This window comes from Marinomonas rhizomae (genome assembly GCF_024397855.1).
In the GTDB taxonomy this organism is placed as follows: domain Bacteria; phylum Pseudomonadota; class Gammaproteobacteria; order Pseudomonadales; family Marinomonadaceae; genus Marinomonas; species Marinomonas rhizomae_A.
In genome coordinates this window covers 956,740-978,514 of sequence record NZ_CP073343.1, presented here as the reverse complement: position 1 = coordinate 978,514, position 21,775 = coordinate 956,740, and the positions used below count along the sequence as shown (strand labels likewise).

At 42.9% G+C, this 21,775-nt stretch carries 17 protein-coding genes; 11 read left to right on the top strand and 6 right to left on the bottom strand.

Going from position 1 to position 21,775, the window contains the following annotated elements; all coding sequences use genetic code 11:
• Positions 1-15: 15 nt before the first annotated feature.
• Together KDW99_RS04500 and KDW99_RS04495 are read right to left on the bottom strand one after the other, a co-directional pair.
• Entirely contained in the window at positions 16-342 is a 327-nt protein-coding gene (locus KDW99_RS04500; protein ID WP_255828111.1) for a hypothetical protein, read from the bottom strand.
• A gap of 103 nt (positions 343-445) precedes the next feature.
• Positions 446-721: an FAD assembly factor SdhE gene (locus KDW99_RS04495; protein ID WP_255828110.1), complete on the bottom strand. Its 276-nt coding sequence runs from the start codon at positions 719-721 to the stop codon at positions 446-448.
• Between the two features lie 323 nt (positions 722-1,044).
• Between KDW99_RS04495 and KDW99_RS04490 the strand changes: the two genes are divergently transcribed.
• The 6 genes from KDW99_RS04490 to KDW99_RS04465 all read left to right on the top strand — a co-directional run bounded on the left by KDW99_RS04490 (position 1,045) and on the right by KDW99_RS04465 (position 7,751).
• Complete coding sequence (locus tag KDW99_RS04490) at positions 1,045-2,364, top strand: ABC transporter substrate-binding protein (protein ID WP_255828109.1); 1,320 nt, start codon at positions 1,045-1,047, stop codon at positions 2,362-2,364.
• A 103-nt stretch (positions 2,365-2,467) separates the two neighbouring features.
• Complete coding sequence (locus KDW99_RS04485; RefSeq protein WP_255828108.1) at positions 2,468-3,328, top strand: carbohydrate ABC transporter permease; 861 nt, start codon at positions 2,468-2,470, stop codon at positions 3,326-3,328.
• 10 nt (positions 3,329-3,338) lie between these two features.
• Positions 3,339-4,169, top strand: a complete 831-nt coding sequence (locus KDW99_RS04480; RefSeq protein ID WP_255828107.1) for a carbohydrate ABC transporter permease — start codon at positions 3,339-3,341, stop codon at positions 4,167-4,169.
• Positions 4,170-4,187: 18 nt separating this feature from the next.
• Positions 4,188-5,282, top strand: coding sequence for an ABC transporter ATP-binding protein (locus tag KDW99_RS04475; protein WP_255828106.1), 1,095 nt, complete (start codon positions 4,188-4,190; stop codon positions 5,280-5,282).
• A 1-nt stretch (position 5,283) separates the two neighbouring features.
• The gene (locus KDW99_RS04470) at positions 5,284-6,714 is read left to right on the top strand and encodes a mannitol dehydrogenase family protein (RefSeq protein ID WP_255828105.1); all 1,431 of its coding nucleotides are present in this window, start codon (positions 5,284-5,286) and stop codon (positions 6,712-6,714) included.
• 140 nt (positions 6,715-6,854) lie between these two features.
• A complete protein-coding gene (locus KDW99_RS04465) occupies positions 6,855-7,751 on the top strand; it encodes a helix-turn-helix domain-containing protein (protein WP_255828104.1) in 897 nt (298 codons plus the stop codon).
• A 41-nt stretch (positions 7,752-7,792) separates the two neighbouring features.
• Here the strand turns inward: KDW99_RS04465 and xylB are convergent, their stop codons facing one another.
• Positions 7,793-9,283 (bottom strand): xylulokinase, encoded by a 1,491-nt coding sequence (xylB, locus tag KDW99_RS04460; protein WP_255828103.1) that lies wholly within the window; start codon positions 9,281-9,283, stop codon positions 7,793-7,795.
• Positions 9,284-9,528: 245 nt separating this feature from the next.
• Here xylB and KDW99_RS04455 point away from each other — a divergent pair, with 245 nt between their 5' ends.
• From KDW99_RS04455 to ygfZ, 3 genes are all read left to right on the top strand, one after another.
• Positions 9,529-12,894 (top strand): MHYT domain-containing protein, encoded by a 3,366-nt coding sequence (locus KDW99_RS04455; RefSeq protein ID WP_255828102.1) that lies wholly within the window; start codon positions 9,529-9,531, stop codon positions 12,892-12,894.
• Positions 12,891-13,886, top strand: a complete 996-nt coding sequence (locus tag KDW99_RS04450) for a response regulator (RefSeq protein WP_255828101.1) — start codon at positions 12,891-12,893, stop codon at positions 13,884-13,886. Before KDW99_RS04455 ends, KDW99_RS04450 begins: the two co-directional genes overlap by 4 nt.
• A 127-nt stretch (positions 13,887-14,013) precedes the next feature.
• Complete coding sequence (gene ygfZ, locus KDW99_RS04445; RefSeq protein WP_255828100.1) at positions 14,014-14,931, top strand: CAF17-like 4Fe-4S cluster assembly/insertion protein YgfZ; 918 nt, start codon at positions 14,014-14,016, stop codon at positions 14,929-14,931.
• Between the two features lie 49 nt (positions 14,932-14,980).
• On the opposite strand, the gene ung is transcribed toward ygfZ, so the two are convergent.
• A complete protein-coding gene (gene ung / locus KDW99_RS04440; protein WP_255828099.1) occupies positions 14,981-15,703 on the bottom strand; it encodes a uracil-DNA glycosylase in 723 nt (240 codons plus the stop codon).
• 28 nt (positions 15,704-15,731) lie between these two features.
• A complete protein-coding gene (locus tag KDW99_RS04435) occupies positions 15,732-16,622 on the bottom strand; it encodes a choline/ethanolamine kinase family protein (RefSeq protein WP_255828098.1) in 891 nt (296 codons plus the stop codon).
• Between the two features lie 91 nt (positions 16,623-16,713).
• On the opposite strand from KDW99_RS04435, the gene KDW99_RS04430 reads away from it, so the two are divergent.
• Entirely contained in the window at positions 16,714-17,580 is an 867-nt protein-coding gene (locus KDW99_RS04430; RefSeq protein WP_012068799.1) for a MurR/RpiR family transcriptional regulator, read from the top strand.
• A 444-nt stretch (positions 17,581-18,024) separates the two neighbouring features.
• Positions 18,025-19,521, top strand: a complete 1,497-nt coding sequence (gene putP, locus KDW99_RS04425) for a sodium/proline symporter PutP (protein ID WP_255828097.1) — start codon at positions 18,025-18,027, stop codon at positions 19,519-19,521.
• A gap of 260 nt (positions 19,522-19,781) precedes the next feature.
• Here the strand turns inward: putP and edd are convergent, their stop codons facing one another.
• Complete coding sequence (gene edd, locus KDW99_RS04420; protein ID WP_255828096.1) at positions 19,782-21,596, bottom strand: phosphogluconate dehydratase; 1,815 nt, start codon at positions 21,594-21,596, stop codon at positions 19,782-19,784.
• Positions 21,597-21,775 lie beyond the last annotated feature (179 nt).

Genomic DNA, 21,775 nt, shown 5'->3' with positions numbered 1-21,775 from the left:
TTAGGAATTTAAGCGCTAAGTTTTTGAACCAATAGTTTTTTTAGCCTCTTCACTGCGGCGCAACAGGATTTGTTGCGCCGCATAAGAGCGAAGAACTTGATACACTTCCATTCCCACGCTATCGCGATATATCACTCGGTATTTGGGCCAGATTTTATCCCAAAAAGTCTGCACTTGGTCAACTTTAGCAATCAACTGAACACCATTAGCACGAATAAAAAGCAGCCTTTCATAACCACCTCGATCTAATAGAAAAACGCCTTGTTCATCGATACCAATCTGTCGAACAGGTTTTCGCAACATACGAATAAACAGAGTTAATCCAACTAAGCCAACGCTCATATAAAGCAATGCCCGCCAATAGGCAGGCATCCAATAAATTTGCAACAGAGCAGCGTACGCCAGGACTAAAAAAAGCCACAGCCCTACACTAATCCATGAGCATTTAAGCTCGGTAGTTTTCAGGCTGAACACGAGACAAAATAATATTAACAATGCGGGCATGATCCGGATCTTCCGGCTCAGCACTTTGCATAAACCACGGAAACAGTTCCTGATCTTCACAGGTAAGCAAATTAACGAAGCGCTGCTTGTCTTCGTCTTCCAGCGTCAAATACACATCCGCTAAAAAAGGCTCAAGTAGAACATCAAGTTCCAACATGCCACGACGACACTGCATTTTAAGACGTTTAAAACTAATCGAATCTGTGGTTTCACTCATGATATTACCCTTGAAATAGAATGCCGCCATTATAGCCATTTATATAAAAAAAACGAAAATGCCTTGGCCTCATTCACTGACATTTATCACGTAAAACCTTATTAGACAGACAGATAGCGCCAATTAAAGGTCTTAAGAAGAGTATTAAATTGACTCATTTTTTAGAAAAAACTTAAAAATGAAACAAAATAGTACATTTATTGGCAATTTATGTATTAACAGGTCAATTGTCACATAGCCTATATTAATGGTTACTTGATGATCAGTTATCAAGAATTAGGTACGACTATAAAAACAAAGAAACTCCAAACTGGGGGAAACCTATGAAACGCTTTACCAAGAATACCCTAACTTATGCGGTATCTATCACAGCAGCCATGACAGCTGCTAGCGCCTTCTCTGCAACTCAAATCACAGTGGCCACTGTAAATAATGGCCATATGATCGAAATGCAAAAACTCACACCTGAATTTGAAAAAGCTAACCCAGGTATCAAAGTGAAATGGGTAACGCTAGAAGAAGGTGTTTTACGTCAGAACGTGACACAAGACATAGCCAATAAAAGCGGTCTTTATGACGTTATGACCATTGGCATGTATGAAGCGCCTATCTGGGGTGAACGCGGCTGGCTACAAGCAGTCGATACCAGTGGTAGCTACGATGCAAAAGACATTCTTCCATCCATTCGTGGAGGTTTATCTTATGACGGCACTATGTATGCTGCACCCTTCTACGGTGAAAGCTCCATGGTCATGTATCGCAAGGATCTTGTGAAAGCCGCTGGTATGGAAATCAATGACAGAGACAGCTGGGAGCACATTCGTGATGTCGCAGCTGCCGTCAATAACCCAGAGAAAGGCATTTACGGCATTTGCTTACGTGGTAAAGCTGGCTGGGGTGACAACATGGCGTTCATGACCGCCATGGCAAACTCTTTTGGTGCTCGTTGGTTTGATGAAAACTGGAAGCCTCAGCTAGAAACCGCTGAATGGAAAAAGGCGGTTAACTTCTATGTTGATCTATTGAACAATTACGGGCCGCCAGGCGCAAGCAGTAACAGCTTCAATGAAAACCTAGCGTTATTTAACGAAGGCAAATGCGGCATGTGGATTGACGCCACTATCGCAGCGTCTTTCGTCACTGACCCTAAACAAAGTAAGGTTGCTGACAAAGTGGGCTTTGCTCAATCTCCTTATGCAGTGACGGAAAAAGGCGCGAACTGGCTTTGGTCATGGGCATTAGGCATTCCTGCTGCGACTAAAAACGCAGACGCGGCTCAAAAATTCGTTCGTTGGGCAACCTCTAAAGAATACATCCAATTAGTTGGCGAAAAAAATGGCTGGGCTGCGGTACCAACAGGAACAAGAGCCAGCACTTATGCTAACCCTAAATTCCAAAAAGCAGCGGTATTTGCTGATGCGGAATTAAAAGCCATCCAATCTGCTGACCCCACTGACAGTACACTAAAACCAACCCCTTATGTGGGCGTTCAGTTTGCTGCCATCCCTGAGTTCCAAGCAATTGGCACAACAACAGGGCAAATGATCTCAGGTGCATTGTCTGGCTCTATGACAGTCGATCAAGCCTTGAAATCTGCCAATATCTCTGCAGATCGTCAAATGCGTCAAGCGGGTTATTACTAACCATTATTAAGCTCGACAAAGAAATAGGGCGTCGCCCTATTTCTTATCTTGATTCGTTCTGCACGAGAACAAATCCCCCTGCTTATAATAAGAGAAACACAACATGAAGCGCTCAATTACTCGCTTATTAATGGCACCATCCGTCATCATGCTTTTGGTTTGGATGATCATTCCATTATCCATGACCATCTATTTTTCCACCATCCGCTACAACTTATTGTACCCAGGTCAGAATAACTTCGTTGGATGGATGAATTTTGAATTCTTTATTACTGACCCTGGATTCATTCCTGCGGTATCGAACACCTTAATACTGCTACTTTCAGTGTTGATCATCACTGTAGTACTAGGTGTGATGCTATCCGCTTTAATTGATAAGCCATTTTTTGGCCAAGGCATTGTGCGTGTTTTGCTAATTTCGCCTTTCTTTATCATGCCAACTGTCAACGCACTGATTTGGAAAAATATGATGATGAATCCGGTCTATGGCATTTTTGCATGGATATCGGAATCACTGGGCTTTGAACCCATAGATTGGTTATCCAGTTACCCATTAGTCTCCATCATTATCATGGTCAGCTGGCAATGGTTACCTTTTGCCATCCTAGTATTTGTTACCGCTCTGCAATCCCAAGACACGGAACAAAAAGAAGCAGCCCAAATGGACGGTGCGACAGGTTGGCACATCTTCCGCTATTTAACGATTCCCCACCTTGCACGCCCAATTGCCGTGGTGGTGATGATAGAAACCATCTTCCTATTAGCGGTATTTGCTGAAATCTTCGTCTCCACTGGCGGCGGCCCAGGTTACGACAGTACGAACCTAGCGTATTTAATTTATAACCAAGCGCTTCTTCAATATGACGTTGGTGTGGCTTCTGCAGGTGGTTTATTTGCCGTATTGCTTGCCAATATCGTGGCCTTTTTCTTAATTCGTGCCGTTGGCAAAAACTTGACGGTGTGAGGTGAATACGATGACTCTTAATCAACAACGCAAACTCAAAACCATTCTGACTGGCTTGTTCGCATGGACAGTCGCATTGGTGCTATTTTTCCCGATTTTTTGGATGTTTATTACCTCCTTTAAAACCGAATTACAGGCGATATCTGTTCCACCATCGCTGTTCTTTGAACCAACACTGGATAACTTCCGAATCGTTCAAGAGCGCAGTGACTACATTCATCACGCATGGAACTCCGTCGTCACGTCATTTGGCTCGACCATAATCGCTTTGGTTATTGCCATCCCTGCGGCTTACTCCATGGCATTTTTCCCAGGAAAACGTACCAAAGACATTTTGCTATGGATGCTCTCTACTAAAATGCTGCCAGCAGTCGGCGTATTAGTCCCTATTTATATCCTTTGCAGAGACTATGGTTTATTAGATTCAAAAACCGCTTTGGTGATCATTTTCACTCTGATGAACTTGCCCATTATCGTATGGATGCTGTTCTCCTACTTCAAAGATTTGCCAAAAGAAATCCTTGAAGCGGCTCGAATGGACGGTGCCACGCCTTGGGATGAAGTCATCAAAGTAGTGCTACCTCTTTCCGTTGGCGCCATTTCATCAACAGCTCTTTTATCCATCGTACTGTGTTGGAACGAAGCTTTTTGGTCTCTTAACTTAACCGCATCCGATGCCGCGCCATTAACCGCGATGATCGCCTCTTACTCAAGCCCTGAAGGCTTGTTCTGGGCGAAGCTATCTGCAGCCTCCACGCTTGCTTGTGCACCGATCGTCATTTTCGGTTGGTTCTGTCAAAAACAATTAGTCCAAGGCCTTACATTCGGCGCCGTAAAATAATTATTAGGAAGCTTTTTTATGACTTACTTAGCGATCACTGATCTACAAAAACACTATGACAGCTACCACGCATTGCGCGGCATTAATCTAAGTATTACGGAAGGTGAATTCGTCGTCTTCGTTGGACCATCTGGCTGTGGTAAATCCACTTTATTGAGAACTATCGCGGGTCTTGAGTCCAGTACAGGTGGAAGTATTGAACTAGATGGCAGAGATATTACTGAAGTGGCATCATCAAAACGCGATCTCGCCATGGTGTTCCAGTCTTATGCTTTGTATCCACACATGACGGTGGCCGATAACCTTTCGTTCGCTCTTCGTCTCGCCAAAGTATCGGATGCTGAAATCAAAGAGAAAGTACGCTCTGTGTCTGCATCTTTGCAGCTTGACCCTTTGTTAGAACGTAAACCCAAAGAGCTATCTGGTGGTCAACGACAACGTGTTGCCATTGGTCGCGCTATTGTTCGTCAGCCAAAAGTATTCTTGTTCGATGAACCACTATCCAACCTAGACGCCGCACTGCGTGTGCAAATGCGTTTGGAACTCGCTCGTCTTCATAAAAAGCTCGGCACGACGATGATTTATGTCACGCACGATCAGGTTGAAGCCATGACCTTAGCTGACCGAGTAGTGATTTTAAATGCAGGCCAAATTGAACAAGTTGGTACACCGCTGGAACTTTATCGCCAGCCAAATAACCGCTTTGTTGCTGAGTTCATAGGCACGCCAAAAATGAACTTAATCGCCGCGAATAAAATAGTCCGCCAAGAAGATAATCTAGCCATTGAATTACTTGGTCAGCAAATTCTCTTCCCTGCTAACCGCTTAAAAGGCCCGCTGCCAGATTCGGTTGTTGTTGGTATTCGCCCGGAGCATATGTCGTTGGTAGAGGAAGGCGGCGATTTATCTGGTCGCATTGAATTGGTTGAACACCTCGGCTCCGAAGCCTACGCGCACCTTCAATTATCTAGCGATCAAACCATTATCATCAAGGCCCCGGCTCGAACAGAGCTAAAAGACGGACAAGAAGTCAGCCTCAAAATTGACATGTCAGAAGCCATTTTGTTTAACGAAAATGATCGTGTCATCTCTGTTATTCCAGAGGAGGCCTAGTATGGCTAATTATTTACAAGCCGTCTCCAATGCGGAACAGCTTTCAGCTCAGAATTATACAAAAGAAACGATTCAAGCTGGTATCGTCCATTTGGGTGTAGGCGCGTTTCATCGTGCCCACCAAGCGGTGTACATTGATCGACTATTAACTCATGCCAATCAGCAAAACTGGGGGATTATTGGTGTCAATATTCGCCCACAAGACAGCCACGTTTTCGATCGTTTTATTAAGCAAAAGGGCGAATACGTTTTAAAAACCATGGCGGCTGATGGCAAGACAGACTATGAGCACATTCGCTCTATTGTTAAGCAAATTGACGGTGCACAAGCACCTGAAGAAGTTGACTCAGCACTTGCGGACGCGAAGACACAGCTTGTCACATCCACAGTGACAGAAGGTGGTTATTACCTTGATGAAAATCGCCGTTTGATGCTAGAACATCCTGCAATCAAGGCCGATGTAGAAGGTGCTCGCAATACGCTTTATGCGTTTCTTTATGCTGGACTTAAACTGCGAAGCGAAACATCCAAGGCAAAAATCACTCTATTATGCTGTGATAACCTTCGTCATAACGGTGAGCTACTCGAAACTGGGCTAATGCAGTTTTTAGACGCTAAGCAAGATTCGGCTTTATCTGAATGGGTAAAACAAAACGTGTCTTTTCCTTGCTCTATGGTGGATCGAATTACACCTAAGCCAAGCCAGCAACACATAGACGATGTCCGTTCTCGCTTCGGTGTCGATGACGACATGACAGTCATGGGGGAAGACTTCATCCAATGGGTGGTAGAAGATAAGTTTGCCGGTGATAAACCCGCTCTTGACCTCGTTGGCGTGCAATTCGTGAAAGACGTGGTGCCCTTTGAAGAAGCTAAAATTCGCATTTTAAACGCGGGCCATACTTGCGTAACGTATCAAGCAGCATTAAAAGGCCTTACCTACTTTGATGAAGCCATGCGCGATGACGAATTAAAGCAGTATTTTACGGACTTTATTCTACAAGATTCGATCCCTGCGATCGGTGATTCGGTGGTTGATCTGCCTGCTTATTTTGACATTATTGCGCAACGTTTTAGCAACGCCAATATTGGCGATACTGTAGAGCGAATCTGCACTGATGGCTACGCCAAATTTCCGATTTTTGTTTTCCCAACGCTGGAAGGCGCCTACAAAAAAGGCCGCACTCCCGTAAAAACCATCCAAGGCATCGCTAGCTGGTTTGCTTTTATTCAACTATCTAGTCAAGGCAAGCTAAATACGCCTTACCATGAGCCAAATAAAGCCTCTCTAGCGTCATTTAGCAATGACGAAATGGGCATTCGAGCTTTTGCAACAGATCGCTTTTTATGGGGCAATGTGCCAACAGAGTTTCCTGACTTTGTAACTCAGCTCTCTGAAGCAATTCAGACAAGCATGGCAAAGTATGCTTAGATAGTTATCATTAATTAGAGTGCCTAACTCAAGAAAACAAGGTGGATAAAGTTGTCTCTTCCTTGGTTTCTTGAGTATATTTTTATTAAAAATAAAAAATAAGCAGTGAGTGGTCATTTTATCTGCTGAGCGAGAAGATTATGTCTAATACCGCCAAACGCATCACACCCGAATACGAAATCGTCGAAGATAACGAAACCATTCGCTATTTAGAACACGGCTATCCGTGTGATCTTATTCGCTGGCATGCCCATGATGACTACGAGCTACATTTTATCGTCGCGACATCGGGCAAGGTGTTCGTCGGTGATTACATAGGCAATTACTCACCAGGCCAACTCATTTTAACGGGACCTCGACTCCCTCATAACTGGATCTGCCAACACGACCAAGAAGATGTTCAACTTCGGGACATGGTGATTCGCTTTGATCACGAGTCTTTTTCAAATGGTATGAAAATCATCCCCGAACTCGCCGAAATATTGCCTATGTTAGCGAGAGCAAAATCAGGCATTGAGTTTTTTGACCAAGACCACGAATACCTAAAAGATATCTTCCAGAAAGTGCGCGATTCTAGCGGCTTGTCAAGACTGATTCTCGCCCTCCCCCTCTTACAAAAACTGGCTCAAAGTCGAAGTTATCGCTTACTTTCTACAGTGCAAATCGATTTAAAGTCCAGTGAAACACTGCAACGTAAAATCAATACTGTGGTCGATTATGTGTCACAAAACTACGGCCAAGATATTACGCTTTCCAGTGTAGCAAGCTTGATCGGTATGTCTGACAGTCATTTTTCTCGCTTCTTTAAAAAGGCGACAGGCAATCGATTTATTGAATTTGTGAATCGCGTACGAGTCAGCCGCGCTTGCAGCTTATTAACCGAAACAGACCAACAGATTGCAACGATTTGTTTTCAAGTTGGCTTCAACAATGTTGCTAACTTTAATCGCCGATTTCATGAGCTGAAAGGCGTCACGCCTAGAGACTTCCGCACACAAAGCAACATTCACATTGAAGGCACGGCGCCTGTTTCATAATACGACTGTGCCTTAGAATCATTAAAAAGCAACTGTCGTTATTAAGACGACAATTGCATCAATTTTTCGTTTAGGTCTTTTGTCGATTGGTAAAGAGATTGGTATAAAGCGTACTTCTCTTGATAATAAGCGCCTAAAGAAGAGTCTGGTTCATGCACTTCTAATACGTCAGGCATGGTGCAATATTCTGTAATTAGCGACTCAATGCTTTTATTTTGGCCTTGCTTCTCGCCTAACAATGCCAAACGTGCTGCCCCCAAGCCTGGCCCTACATCACCGCCATCACGATAAATAAGGAGCTTATTCAATACATTAGCAATAATCTGACGCCACAAGGCAGAACGCGCGCCACCACCAATTAAAGAAAGCTCATCTACGGCACTTCCCGCACTGTACAAAGCGTTTTGACTATCTAATAAAGAAAAGGCCACGCCTTCTAGTATTGCCAACGTCATCGCTTCAACATTCGTTGTATTCGTTAACCCAATAAATTGCCCATTAGCTAGCGGGTCATTGTGTGGTGTTCGCTCGCCACTAAGGTAAGGCAGAAACAAAACGTTAGTGCGTTGCATATCGCTGTCTTCAAGCGCGTCTAACAACTCAGCAACCGATTTATCCACCAGCTTTGCAAACCAAGCTAATGAGTTCGCTGCACTAAGGGTAACACCCATTTGATGCCAACGATTAGGCAAAGCATGGCAAAAAGCGTGTACCGTATTGAGAGGATTGGCTTTATGGGACTCGCTCACTGTGAAGTACACACCAGAAGTACCTAATGAGATAAACCCTTGACCAGGATTCGTCACTCCCATTCCCACCGCACCAGCAGCATTATCGCCAGCGCCGGCCACAACAGGTAATTGGGGAAGCTCAAGCTCTTGAGCAACCGCTTCAGACAAACTACCGACAACATCACAGCCTTCGTACATTTTTGGCATATTGGCTTGCGTTAGTCCTGTTGCGGCCAATAAAGCATCATCCCATTGACGTGTTTCAGGATTTAACCAAAGCGTACCGGCGGCATCTGAGCAGTCGGAAGACATGGTGCCTGTCAATCGGTAAGCCAAGTAGTCTTTCGGTAATAATACATGTGCCAAATTAGTAAATATCTCTGGCTCGTTTTCTTGTACCCAACGTATTTTAGGCGCGGTAAAGCCTGGCATATAAAGGTTGCCGGAGCGTTCAATTAATTCCGGAAATTGCGCCATCAAGGCTTCGCACTGAGCTTGACTCCGACCGTCGTTCCACAAGATACAAGGACGTAAAACATTGCCTTGAGCATCAAGTAAGGTAGCGCCGTGCATTTGCCCCGATAACCCTAACGCTTTCAATTTGCTTAAATCCAAACGCTGCTGCAATTGCTGAACAACCGTCTTACACGCTTGCCACCATGACAATGGGTTTTGCTCTGACCAAGTAGCCTGAGGACTATCGACAGTTAAAGACACCGACTCCTGGGCCAATACATTACCATTGTCGTCAATAACGACGCCTTTTAAACCAGAGGTTCCAAGATCAAGACCTAAATACATTTTGTTACTCTTCTTCATCAAAAGTGGTGTTTTGTTTTAATTTTTATATGGCATGCTGCACTATTGTATCTATAGCGTTTCATACTCGAAATAATAGGTAAAAGTGTCAATACAATTCTATTAATTAGCCTTTTTAGTACAAGTAGAGAATAAAAACGGTTAGTTTGTGACATATAAACAGCAAAATAAATAATTCTTAAATTCTCTCGCGCCTCGTGACCTAATTCAGGAAATAAGTAGAGTTAATGCAGTTACTAAACAGCTTCTTTGTTACTCAAGTCGATAACTCTCACCTAGCTATGGGAGACTACAACTATCTACTGGTTGCCCTTTCTATCGCTCTCGCTTCAGCGGCTTCTTTTTTTGCTCTGCATTTTGCCTCTATAGCGCAGCATATTGTTATCGATAAATATAAAAAGATTGCCCTTGTCTCTGGCTCTTTCATTATGGCTGGTGGTATTTGGAGCATGCACTTTGTCGGCATGCTGGCATTTAACATGGGACATGAAATTTCTTATGACCCTTGGCTAACCGCACTCTCCCTGATACCCGCTATTCTAGCGTCGTATATCACGCTAAAAAGATTAATTCGAACGGACCTGAGCATTTGGCAGCTATTTGCAAACGGTGCCTTTGTGGGCGGCGGTATTGGAGCGATGCATTATATTGGCATGGCAGCAATGAAAATGGACGTTGAGCTAAAATATGATCCTATGTGGTTCTTAGCGTCGCTGATCATTGCCGTTGTTCTGGCGTTTATCGCCTTATCGACGCATTACTATGTCAGAAAAATTTGGGCTCATTTAAGCCAGAAGTGGATCAGCAGTATCAGCGCACTTATTATGGGAGCCGCTATTTCAGGTATGCACTATGCAGGCATGGCTGGCGCAAGGTTCATTTCGTCCAGCGACGCTGGCATGTCTCATGTACAAAACAGTGCTAACAGCTATCTTTCGTTCGTTGTTGCAATCATCACATTATTACTGTCAATTCTAGCGGCAAACATCGCGTCACAATTGCGCTATCGTCAGTTATTACTGGAAAAAACAGCCAGTGAAGTTCGCCTAAAAACAACCTTAGATACGGCTGTAGATGGCATTATATCAATCGATAGCTACGGCACGATTAAAGAGTTTAATAAGGCGGCCTCTGTCATTTTTGGCTGGAGCGAAGAGGAAATAATTAACCAGCATTTTGGTGTTCTGTTTCCTCAAAAATACGCTGACGAATTCACTCATGCTCTAGCCTCTTTTAGAGATTCCGGTGAAGCAAACATAGCGGGCACAGAACGAGAAATTCATGCCATCAACAGGGATGGGAATATTTTCCCTATTAGATTGGGGGTCGGGAAAGTTGATATACCTAATAGTGACACGTTATTTGTGGGCTTTATTAGCGACATTTCAACACGAAAATCATTAGAAGAAACCATCAAAAAAAGCGAAAAACAATACAGCTCTTTAATCAAAAACATTCCTGGCGCTTCTTTTCGCTGCTTGATGGATGAGCACTGGACAACTCTTTTTGTAAGTGATGCCATTTACGATATTACAGGATGGAGCACATCCGATTTTTACAACAAAACCGTTTCCTTCGCTAAGCTAGTTCACCCAGATGACGAAAATAATATTGCTATCGTTATAGATGAAGCCGTCACATCACGTAAAAACTATAAGTTAGAATATCGATTGAGACATAAAAAAGGCCATTATGTTTGGGTTTTAGAAAATGGCTCTGTCATTTTAAATACTCATGATGTTCCCGAATGGATTGATGGTGTTATTTTAGATATTTCACATCGTGTTGAAATGGAAAACGAGCTTCGTCACGCTAAGGTCAAAGCCGAAGCATCAGCCGAAAGTAAAGCCTCATTCTTAGCTAACATGAGCCATGAAATACGTACACCAATGAACGCTATCATAGGTTTTTCTGACATTTTATTGGAGTCAGAAATCTCGGGCGAAAACAAAAAACACCTTTCGGTTATCAGTAAATCGGCTCGCTCTCTGTTACACCTTCTAAACGATATACTCGACAGTGCAAAATTAGACAAAGATAAGCTTGAATTAGACATACAACCTTTTTTACTTGCAAACTCAGTCGATACGGTCATTTCTACCCTATGGCTACAAGCAAGAAATAAAGGTTTAGAACTAAACTTTCATATTGAGCCCGATGTTGCCGAAGCGTATTTGGGTGCCGAAGATCGCATCCGCCAAGTTCTGATGAATATTTTAGGTAATGCAATTAAATTCACCGAGAAAGGCTATGTTGCTCTAACTGTGTCAACACTAGATGATGGCAACGTGCGCTTCTCTGTAAAAGATTCAGGCATAGGTATTCCAGAATCACGCTTACCACATATTTTTGACCCATTTACACAAGCTGATGCCACCATGAGCCGTCGCTTTGGCGGAACAGGTTTAGGCACTAGTATATCCAAACAACTAGTCACTCTCATGGGCGGCAATTTCCAGGTAACAAGCGAAGTAGGAACCGGAAGCTGTTTCTCTTTTGAGCTACCTCTTGCAGAAACAGAAATACTACTGAGTGCTGAAACGCCTCAACTGCCAGCTATAGCACCAAGAAAAATACTGTTGGCCGATGATGTTGAACAAAACCTAACGCTATTAACTATTATGCTTAAGCGACATGGCCATAGCATTTTTACAGCAAAAGACGGTATTGATGCACTTGAACAATTTAAAATGATAAAACCTGACATTATTCTAATGGATATTCAGATGCCGAATATGGATGGCTTAACCGCTACCCAAGTTATCCGCAGCTATGAAAAAGAGCACCAACTAACTCACACTCCCATTATTGCTTTAACAGCAAACGTATTATTAGAGGATAAATTAGATGCTCAGCAAGCGGGGATGGATGGCTTTGCCAACAAACCTATTGATCTTGGAGCCTTAACCACTGAAATGGCGAGAGTTTTGAATGAAACCCCCACATTCATTAATCAGCAAGATAGTAACCATACAAAGGGTAATCGTAAAAATCCCCAGATCCATTTAGATAAGGGTCTATCATTGTGGAATGACATAAAAATCTATCTCGCTGAACTAACAAAATTTTCAGACGCTAACGCCCATATAGTAGATAGACTAAAAGCTCACCTAGATCATCAAGAGTTCGAAGAGGCTTGTGCTTTAGCACATGCGATAAAAGGCACGTCTGGCAACCTAGCATTATTAAATATCTCCAATTGTATGGCTAATATAGAACAAGTCGCACAAACAAAAGACCACAATCAATTCCTAAAAAGCATTCAGTATTTAAGCGTTTTAATGACTCATTTCTTTGAAGAGCTACAGCAATTAATTAATCAATACAGCAGCCATTCTGAGATACCAAATACAGACACTCAAAATTCGCTATCTACAACACAATTAATAGCACTTCTCGATACGCTCATTATGTCCGCAGACTCGGGCGAAGTAGACGACGACAATATTGCCTTGCTTATCAGCTGCGTCCCCCAAAATATGAAGTCACATGCTGTTTCCGCTAGTAAAGCGATCTCAGACTTTGAATTCGATAGCGCTATCAAGGGCCTTAACAACTTAAAAGAATTGATGACACAGGACGCCACCCTATGAGAATCGGAAGTAAACCTGCACCTCGCGTACTATTGGTTGATGACGAACCGTCAAATTTACGCGTCTTAAGACAAGTATTACAAGCCGCACGCTACCGTTTGTCTTTTGCTCGATCAGGACAAGACGCATTAAAACTGGTAGAGAAAGAGCCTGTCGATCTCATCCTACTCGACATTATGATGCCTGATATGACAGGCTTAGAGGTCTGTGAGCGCCTAAAGCAAAACCCAGCAACAGCCCATATTCCAGTAATATTTGTCACCGCATTAAAAGACAGTGTCGATGAAGCAAAAGGTTTTGAAATTGGTGCCGTTGATTACATCGTCAAACCCATCGTTCCCGCTATCGTCTTAGCCCGTGTCAAAACACACCTGTCTTTAATTAGAGCAGATGAGCTACTAAACACACACATAGATTTAATCCATAGGCTTGGACGAGCAGCAGAATACAAGGACAACGAAACAGGTATGCACGTACAACGTATGAGCCGCTATGCGAGAGTTATTGCATCGGCATACGGCTTTTGCGACGAGTCAGCAGATGATTTAATGATGGCAGCGCCTATGCATGACATAGGAAAAATAGGCATAGCAGACAACATACTACTAAAACCGGGAAAGCTTACCGAAGAAGAGTATGAAGTCATGAAGACTCACGCGCAAATAGGTGGCGAGATTCTCTCTAACCCCAGTTCGTACCTTATCGAACTAGCCCATTCTGTTGCGATGACGCACCATGAAAAATGGGACGGTTCAGGCTACCCCAAAGGCTTATCTGGCGAAGAAATTCCTATTGAAGGCCGTATAGTTGCCTTAGTTGATGTATTTGATGCCCTCACCAGCGCACGCCCTTATAAAAAAGCATGGTCTACTGAAGAGGCAATTAATTACATTTCAGAACAAAGCGGAAAACACTTTGACCCAGCACTCATCCCACTACTCAGACAAGAGTTACCCAAACTACTTGAAATACAAAAACAATTTGCCGAGTAGACTTCTACTTATAAAAAATCATTATCGCCTTGACCATTGAAAAGTAAAAATTAGGCATTACTGATAGGCTATTCACGCAGAGTAACTGCACTTATTTATATGCCTGATCTACTTTATGGAACGTTTTATGACTTCTCTTCACGATATTATTGACTCAACACTACAGAACCAAGACGTCGTCATGAAACAGCAAGATATCGGAATTTTGCGAGTATCAGGCTTGGATTCGAAGAAATTCCTGCAAGGCCAAACAACCTGTGACATGAACAAACTGTCTCACAGTAATGGTCTATACGGTGCCATCTGTAGCATCAAGGGACGCATTATCAGCAGCTTTTATATCGTTCAGAGCAACGATGATGTGCTGATGCTAATGACAAAAGATTTGCTAGAAAAAACCTTATCGCATTTAAAAAAATACGCTGTGTTTTTCAAAACAACATTGACGGATGAACAAGATCATTTTGCGGTTTATACAAAGCTAGCGAGCAAAAAAATAGAAGACGACTCCAATGTAGCATCGAGTATTTTTGCAACCACTCAAGAGAACGACACCATTACATTGACTGTTAGCAATGAGCCATTAGAAGTTCAGTGGCTTATTTCCCCTGCGAACCAAACCGTCATCGAAGAAAAGAACCAAGAGTTAGCTCCATTAGAGCTACTCGCCGCTCGCCCACTTATTAACCTTGAACAAAGCGAAACGATTTTACCTCAATGGCTTAACATGCAAAGCACAGGTGGTATCAGTTTTACAAAAGGCTGTTACACAGGACAAGAAATCGTTGCTCGCATGCAATACAAAGGCAAATCGAAGAAACAGTTGGCATTAGTGACTTGGCAAGGAACGCGAGACACGACACTGGATATTGTCGATAAAGAAGGCAAAAACATAGGTAAAATTTTCTCTGTCGCCCATATTCAAGAAACACATTATGCGCAGGTTATTTTGAACATTGAGCCGAGTGAATCGGAACAACTCCTTTTGGATAGTAAAGAAATCACCTTACTTCCGCTTCCCTACTCTCTAGATAGTAAAAAATAATCGCTGTATTAAATATTTTATAGCGCCAAATAGGCGCTATAAAATCTATTTAGAATGGCAAACCAATCTGCAGGCTTTTTTCTTCTTTATCTGTGTTTTTCACTGGCTCTAATGCCCACTTTATCGGCTCTTTGCCAAAACTGACTAAGTAATCATTCGCCTTAGAAAAATGCTGACAGCCCAAAAATCCACGATATGCTGACAGGGGCGATGGATGTACGCTTTCCAATACGCAATGCTTATCACGATCAATATGGCGACCTTTCTTCTGGGCATAAGCTCCCCACAGCATAAAGACAACGCCTTGATGTTCGTTGTTAATTAGCTCGATGATTTTATCCGTGAAAACTTCCCAACCTTTATTTTGATGGGAGCCCGCTTTACTCGCTTCAACGGTCAATACACTATTTAGCAATAAGACACCTTGCTCCGCCCATTGCGCCAAAAAACCATGTTGCGCAGGTGGAATGAGCAAGTCCATCTCGAGCTCTTTATAAATATTCACTAACGAAGGCGGTACTTTTACATTGGACTTCACCGAAAAAGACAATCCATGAGCTTGGCCTTCTCCGTGGTAAGGGTCTTGTCCAAGAATGACCACTCTAACTTGATCAAAAGGCGTTTTATTTAATGCCGTAAATCGCTCATCTTCCGCAGGATAGATCACCTTGCCCTGAGCTTGCTCAGAAGAAAGAAACTGCTGCAATGCCAGCATGTAGTCTTTACTAAATTCGTCTGCCAACCGTGTTTGCCAACTTGGAATTAACGTCATTTTTCACTCTTGTCTTATTAAAAGGTTATTAACTTGCTGAGGTTTGCAAAAAAGGATTTAGCGATGGCATGGCTTTAAAATCCACATAATAAGGCCAAGCATCAGGGTCATCAGGTGTGGTTAAATGCTTTAATAATAGCCATATCATCTCGCGCAACGAATAAGCCAAGCTGTAGTTAGCGATTTTTTGCAACGTTTCTTCTACATCAAGGGAATCATCATAGCTTTCTACTAAATAAGCTTGTTGCTCACGGGTTAAATTATGAGATCGAGCCACCACGGCTAAATCAAATAAAGGATCCCCCATGCCAGTGTATTCCCAATCAATCAGCCAGATATTCTCATCATCTATTAAAACATTTTTCGGATTAAGGTCATTGTGACAGACCACCGGAGAATAACAGGGGTTGACGCGTGGCAAGTTCGTAAACAGGCCTCGTAAATACCTCACTTCCTCTTGAAGATCTGAATGCTTAGACAATAAAGACTCGATCGACTGCAGATAGTGCTCAATCAAATCATAAATACAAAAGGGATGATCAACCCCTGCAAAGCCATGAACTTGAACCAACGCATTAGCAATTCTCTTGATGCTGCTATTGGAATGCATGACATCCCAGCCTAAAGACGGCTGAACGACAAACTGACAAGCAAAGCCGCCCCGATCATCATGCCATAACACAGGCGGTGAAACTCCGGATTTTGCTGCCGCTTGTAGTACCGTCATTTCACTTTGTCTATCAATACCAAAAGCCGCTTCATCTAAAGCAGGTACGCGAAGCACTATTTGAGGAAGGTTACTCCAATCCAAGCGATATACTTTGTTGGAGAAGCCTTCTTCAAAAGGCGTCACCTGAATTTCATTGAATTTTGGCAAAATACTCGCCATTTTATCGAAATAGACGGTTAAGTTAGCCATTTTAAACCCTTTTTTATTGCCAGAATTGTAAGCGGCTGTCAGAATGAACAACTCAACATTCCGAGTCAATAGTCAACTTTGAAGCAGATCAATGATTAAACACGAAGACATTATTCGTAAGATACAAGAACGACTGAGCACGTTAAGCAAATCCGAGAGAAAAGTAGCGGAAGCCATTCTTGCCGATCCAAAAACAACCATCCATTCAAGTATTGCAAAACTAGCAGCGAGAGCGGAAGTAAGTGAGCCTACGGTTAACCGTTTTTGTCGTAGTCTCATCGGTAGTGGCTTTCCTGACTTTAAAGTATCACTTGCTCAAAGCCTTGCGACAGGTACGCCATACGTTAACTTAAACGTTGAACCTGATGATGCTCCTGGCGCTGTTACCGCGAAAATTTTTGAAGCCGCCAAGAACAACCTCACCAGAGCTCAGGATATTTTACCGGAGTCGCTGATCAGCCGAGCCGTGGATGTATTAGCGCAAGCTCGTCGGATCGAGTTTTATGGTTTAGGCGCATCAGGCCCAGTTGCTAAAGATGCTCACCATAAATTCTTCCGCTTAAATATGCCTGTGGTGGCTTATACAGATATTTTAGTTCAACGAATGGCTGCGGCTGGAGCACATTCAGGTGATGCGATTGTTATCATCTCCTATACTGGACGTACCTTACCGCTAATCGAAACGGCTCGAGTTGCTCGTGAAGCAGGGGCGACAGTTATCGGTATAACCAATCCTGACTCTCCACTAACAGAGCACTGCTCTATCGTATTGCCAATTGAAGAGACAGAAGATACCGATATCTATACACCCATGAGCTCACGTATTGTCTACCTCACTCTGATTGACGCGCTAGCAACTGGCGTACTTTTGAAGCGTGGCCCAGAGTTCAATGCTCATCTTAAAAAATTGAAACAAAGCGTTCAAGACACTCGATTACCGAAAGTTGAAAAGAAATAGCACCAGGATACAAGGCACATACTATGTGCCTTTATTTTGACTGCACTTTCACTAAATAGCCTAAATCAAAAGATATTTACCTAAACACTCCTATTTACGAAGCACATCAGATTTTTTCGCAATTTTGTCAGAGAAATTTGAAAGATTATCCTATCTCAGCCACTTAGAATCGATTCATGTCTTGAAATATGTCATAATGCGATTCATTCTCTTTACGAGAACTTGATTATTTTCACATATTAAATCAATGGCTATCACAACAACGATTTAACAATTATAACTCTTTCGGGTGTGATTTAGAGGCCGCTTTTAAAGCGCCATTTCTCAGTCAGTGGTTATTACTAAACATTGTAATACAAGGATAAAAACTATCCATACTGATAAATAACCTTATCTATCGAAGGTTATTTCACCCGTAATAATATCAATTTGGGGACAATAACAATGATAGAAAGCAGCTATGCGATCAGCTTTACATTCCTAGCCTATCTAGTAGTTATGCTAGGAATTGGCCTGTACGCTTACAAACGCACCTCCAGCTCTGAAGACTACTTTCTTGGTGGGCGATCTCTAGGACCTTGGCCTACAGCATTATCCGCAGGCGCGTCTGATATGAGTGGCTGGTTGCTACTTGGGCTACCTGGTTACGCCTTTGCAGCCGGCTTAGAATCTGTCTGGATTGCTGGTGGCCTTTTTGTCGGAACATGGCTTAACTGGCTAATCTGTGCAAAACGCCTAAGAACGTACAGTATCAAAGCAAATAACGCTCTGACACTTCCAGACTTCCTGTCTATTCGCTTCAATGACAAATCAAAGCTTATTCAAACCATCTCAGCCCTATTCATTTTGCTGTTCTTCTTGTTCTATACAAGTTCCGGTTTGGTTGCAGGCGGTAAATTGTTTGAAACGGTATTTGGCTTAGATTACACCTATGCAGTAATTATCGGCACAGTATGTGTTGTTTCTTACACGCTGTTTGGTGGCTTCCTAGCTGTTGCTTGGACAGACCTTGTGCAAGGCTTGATGATGAGTGCAGCTCTGGTAATAGTACCTCTTGTTGCGCTTGATGGTGGCTGGTCAGAACTGTCTAGCACCTTGATGGAAAAAAACCCTAACTTACTAGACATCTGGACTAGCGTTAGTGGAGAACCTCTCACTGCAATTGGGATTATTTCTCTTGTTGCTTGGGGTCTAGGTTATTTCGGTCAACCACATATCCTAGCGCGCTTTAAAGCGTCTCGTTCTAACAAAGACATTAAAACAGCTCGTCGTATCGCGGTTATTTGGACATTCATTTCCATGGCTGGCGCACTGCTTATCGGCTTAGTTGGCATCACATTTGTTGATAGCAGCCTATCAGGCAATCTGGCTGATCCTGAAAAAATCTTCATGATTCTTGTTAACGCGGTGTTCCATCCTGTTGTGGCTGGTATTCTTCTTGCAGCTATCTTAGCGGCGATCATGAGTACAGCAGATTCTCAACTATTGGTGTCCTCTTCTGCACTCGCTGAAGATTTCTACAAGCAACTATTCAACAAAGAAGCAACTCAAAAACAGATCGTGAATGTTGGACGCTTTGCTGTTGTAGCGATTTCCATTATTGCACTGGTTCTTGCATTAAACCCAGAAAGCTCAGTACTTGGCTTAGTATCCTATGCTTGGGCTGGTTTTGGCGCTGCATTCGGCCCAGCTATCCTTCTAAGCTTGTTCTGGCGTAACATGAACCGAAACGGTGCTCTAGCGGGTATTGTTATTGGTGGTGTGACCGTTGTGGTATGGAAGCAGCTAACGGGTGGTATTTTCGACCTTTATGAAATCGTTCCGGGCTTCGTATTATCGACTATTGCTATCTTTGCAGTAAGTTTAGCGACAGGTGCTCCAGAAGAGTCTGTAACAGAATCTTTTGATGAATACGAAAAAGCACTAGATACAATGGACTAAGTAACTGGCTCTTCGAGCTCATTACTTACGAAGGCCCGAATCTATAACAGATTCGGGCCTTTTTTTATCTTTAAAATATTGATACTTGATTTGGATTAAGATGATATTTGGTTGATAACCTATCGATACACTGCGAGTCAAATAGAGAACAAAAGATTTAAGCAATAAACTAGAATAGTAAATTACAGACAAAAAAATGGGGCTTGAAACAAGCCCCTAAACACCATTTACTAACAAATGTTAGTAGTCAGAGGAAAGGTTTAATCATTAAACAAGCTGCAAGCACCTTGTTCTGCGCCACTCACTAAAATGCGTTGTGCGCTAAATAGTTCACGTCCCATACCTTGATGGGAATCCGTTAAATCTTGCTGTGCCGCTTCACGCTTATTAAGCTCTTCATCTGAGACCAACACAGACAAAGTACCTTCAATGGCATCCAAGCGCACCATATCGCCATCTTGAATTTTAGCAATCAATCCGCCCGCTAATGCTTCTGGAGTTAGGTGAATAGCAGCAGGCACTTTACCGGATGCACCAGACATACGACCGTCGGTCACTAGCGCCACTCGATAACCTTGATCCTGCAAATTACCAAGGTAAGGCGTCAATTTATGCAACTCTGGCATCCCTATTGCCTTTGGCCCTTGGAAGCGAACCACAGCCACACAGTCACGCTTTAGCTCACCACTCGCAATGGCATCAGCCAATGCATTTTGACTGTGAAACACAGCAGCAGGCGCTTCGATAATTCGATTTTCATCTTTTACAGCAGAAACCTTAATCACAGAACGACCAAGATTACCTTTAAGCAAGGCCAACCCACCTTCTTTGCTAAACGGATTATCGATAGGTCGTACAACATCCATATCCAAACTTTCATCTGTGCCATCACGCCAAACTAGATTATCACCCTCTAGAAAAGGTTCTTTGGTGTAATGCGTTAAGCCTTTACCGACGATAGTGTTTACATCTTCATGCAACAATCCACCTTTCAATAATTGCTTAACCAAAAACGCCATACCGCCAGCCGCATGGAAGTGATTAATATCCGCCTGGCCGTTCGGGTAAATTTTCGTCAATGACGGCACGACTTTAGAAAGAGCTGAGAAGTCATCCCAAGTAATAATAATGCCCGCTGCACGAGCGTAAGCCACAATATGCATGGTGTGGTTTGTTGAGCCACCAGTCGCCAATAAACCAACAATTGAGTTAACAATGCTACGCTCATCGACTATTTCATATAAAGGTCGATAATCTCGACCCAAAGCCGTAATCTTGGTAGACAACTGAGAAGCATAGTTAGTCAGTGCTCCTCGCAATGGATCGTCTGGGTTAACAAAAGAGGACCCTGGGAGCTGAAGCCCCATAATTTCGACTAATAGCTGATTCGAGTTAGCTGTACCGTAAAAAGTACAAGTACCCGCACTGTGGTAAGAAGCTGATTCAGCTTCAAGCAATTCTTCACGAGTCGCTTGTCCTTGCGCATAACGCTGACGAACGGCCGCTTTAGCCGCGTTAGTAATCCCCGAACGCATAGGCCCTGCAGGAATAAACAAAGCAGGCAAATGGCCAAAACGCAGTGCCGCAATCAACAAGCCAGGTACAATCTTGTCACAAATACCTAAATAGATAGCCGCATCGAACATGTTATGGGAAAGCGCGATTGCTGCACCCTGTGCAATATTGTCACGGCTAAATAAGCTTAACTCCATGCCGTCTTGACCTTGGGTAACACCATCACACATGGCAGGTACGCCGCCAGCAAACTGAGCCACAGAGCCCATTTCTTTCACCGCAGCGCGAATTTGATCAGGATAATTTTCGTAAGGCTGATGAGCAGACAACATATCATTATAAGAAGATATGATTCCTATATTGGCTTCCTCCATCAGAGTCAGCTTTTGCTTATCTTGAGGTTGGCATGCCGCAAAGCCATGAGCTAGATTCCCACAAGACAGCTTTCCTCTGTGCGGCCCTTGCTCTTGCGCTTTTTTCATATCTTTAAGGTATTGCCCGCGCAACGCTTTGCTTCGTTCAATGATGTCGTTCGTTACCTTAGCAACAATCGGATTCATGCTTCTCTCCGTTTTTTAATTCAGCTATCTCAGCAAACTGCCTGACACTATAATATTATGTAATATTACTACATTTTTATTTTATTTCACGCCTAAAACTTAGAAAAAAACGACTTTAATACAATATTTTGTAATTTTTTTACAAAAAGAATTCGGGAAAGGCTCTATTTCAGCTAAAA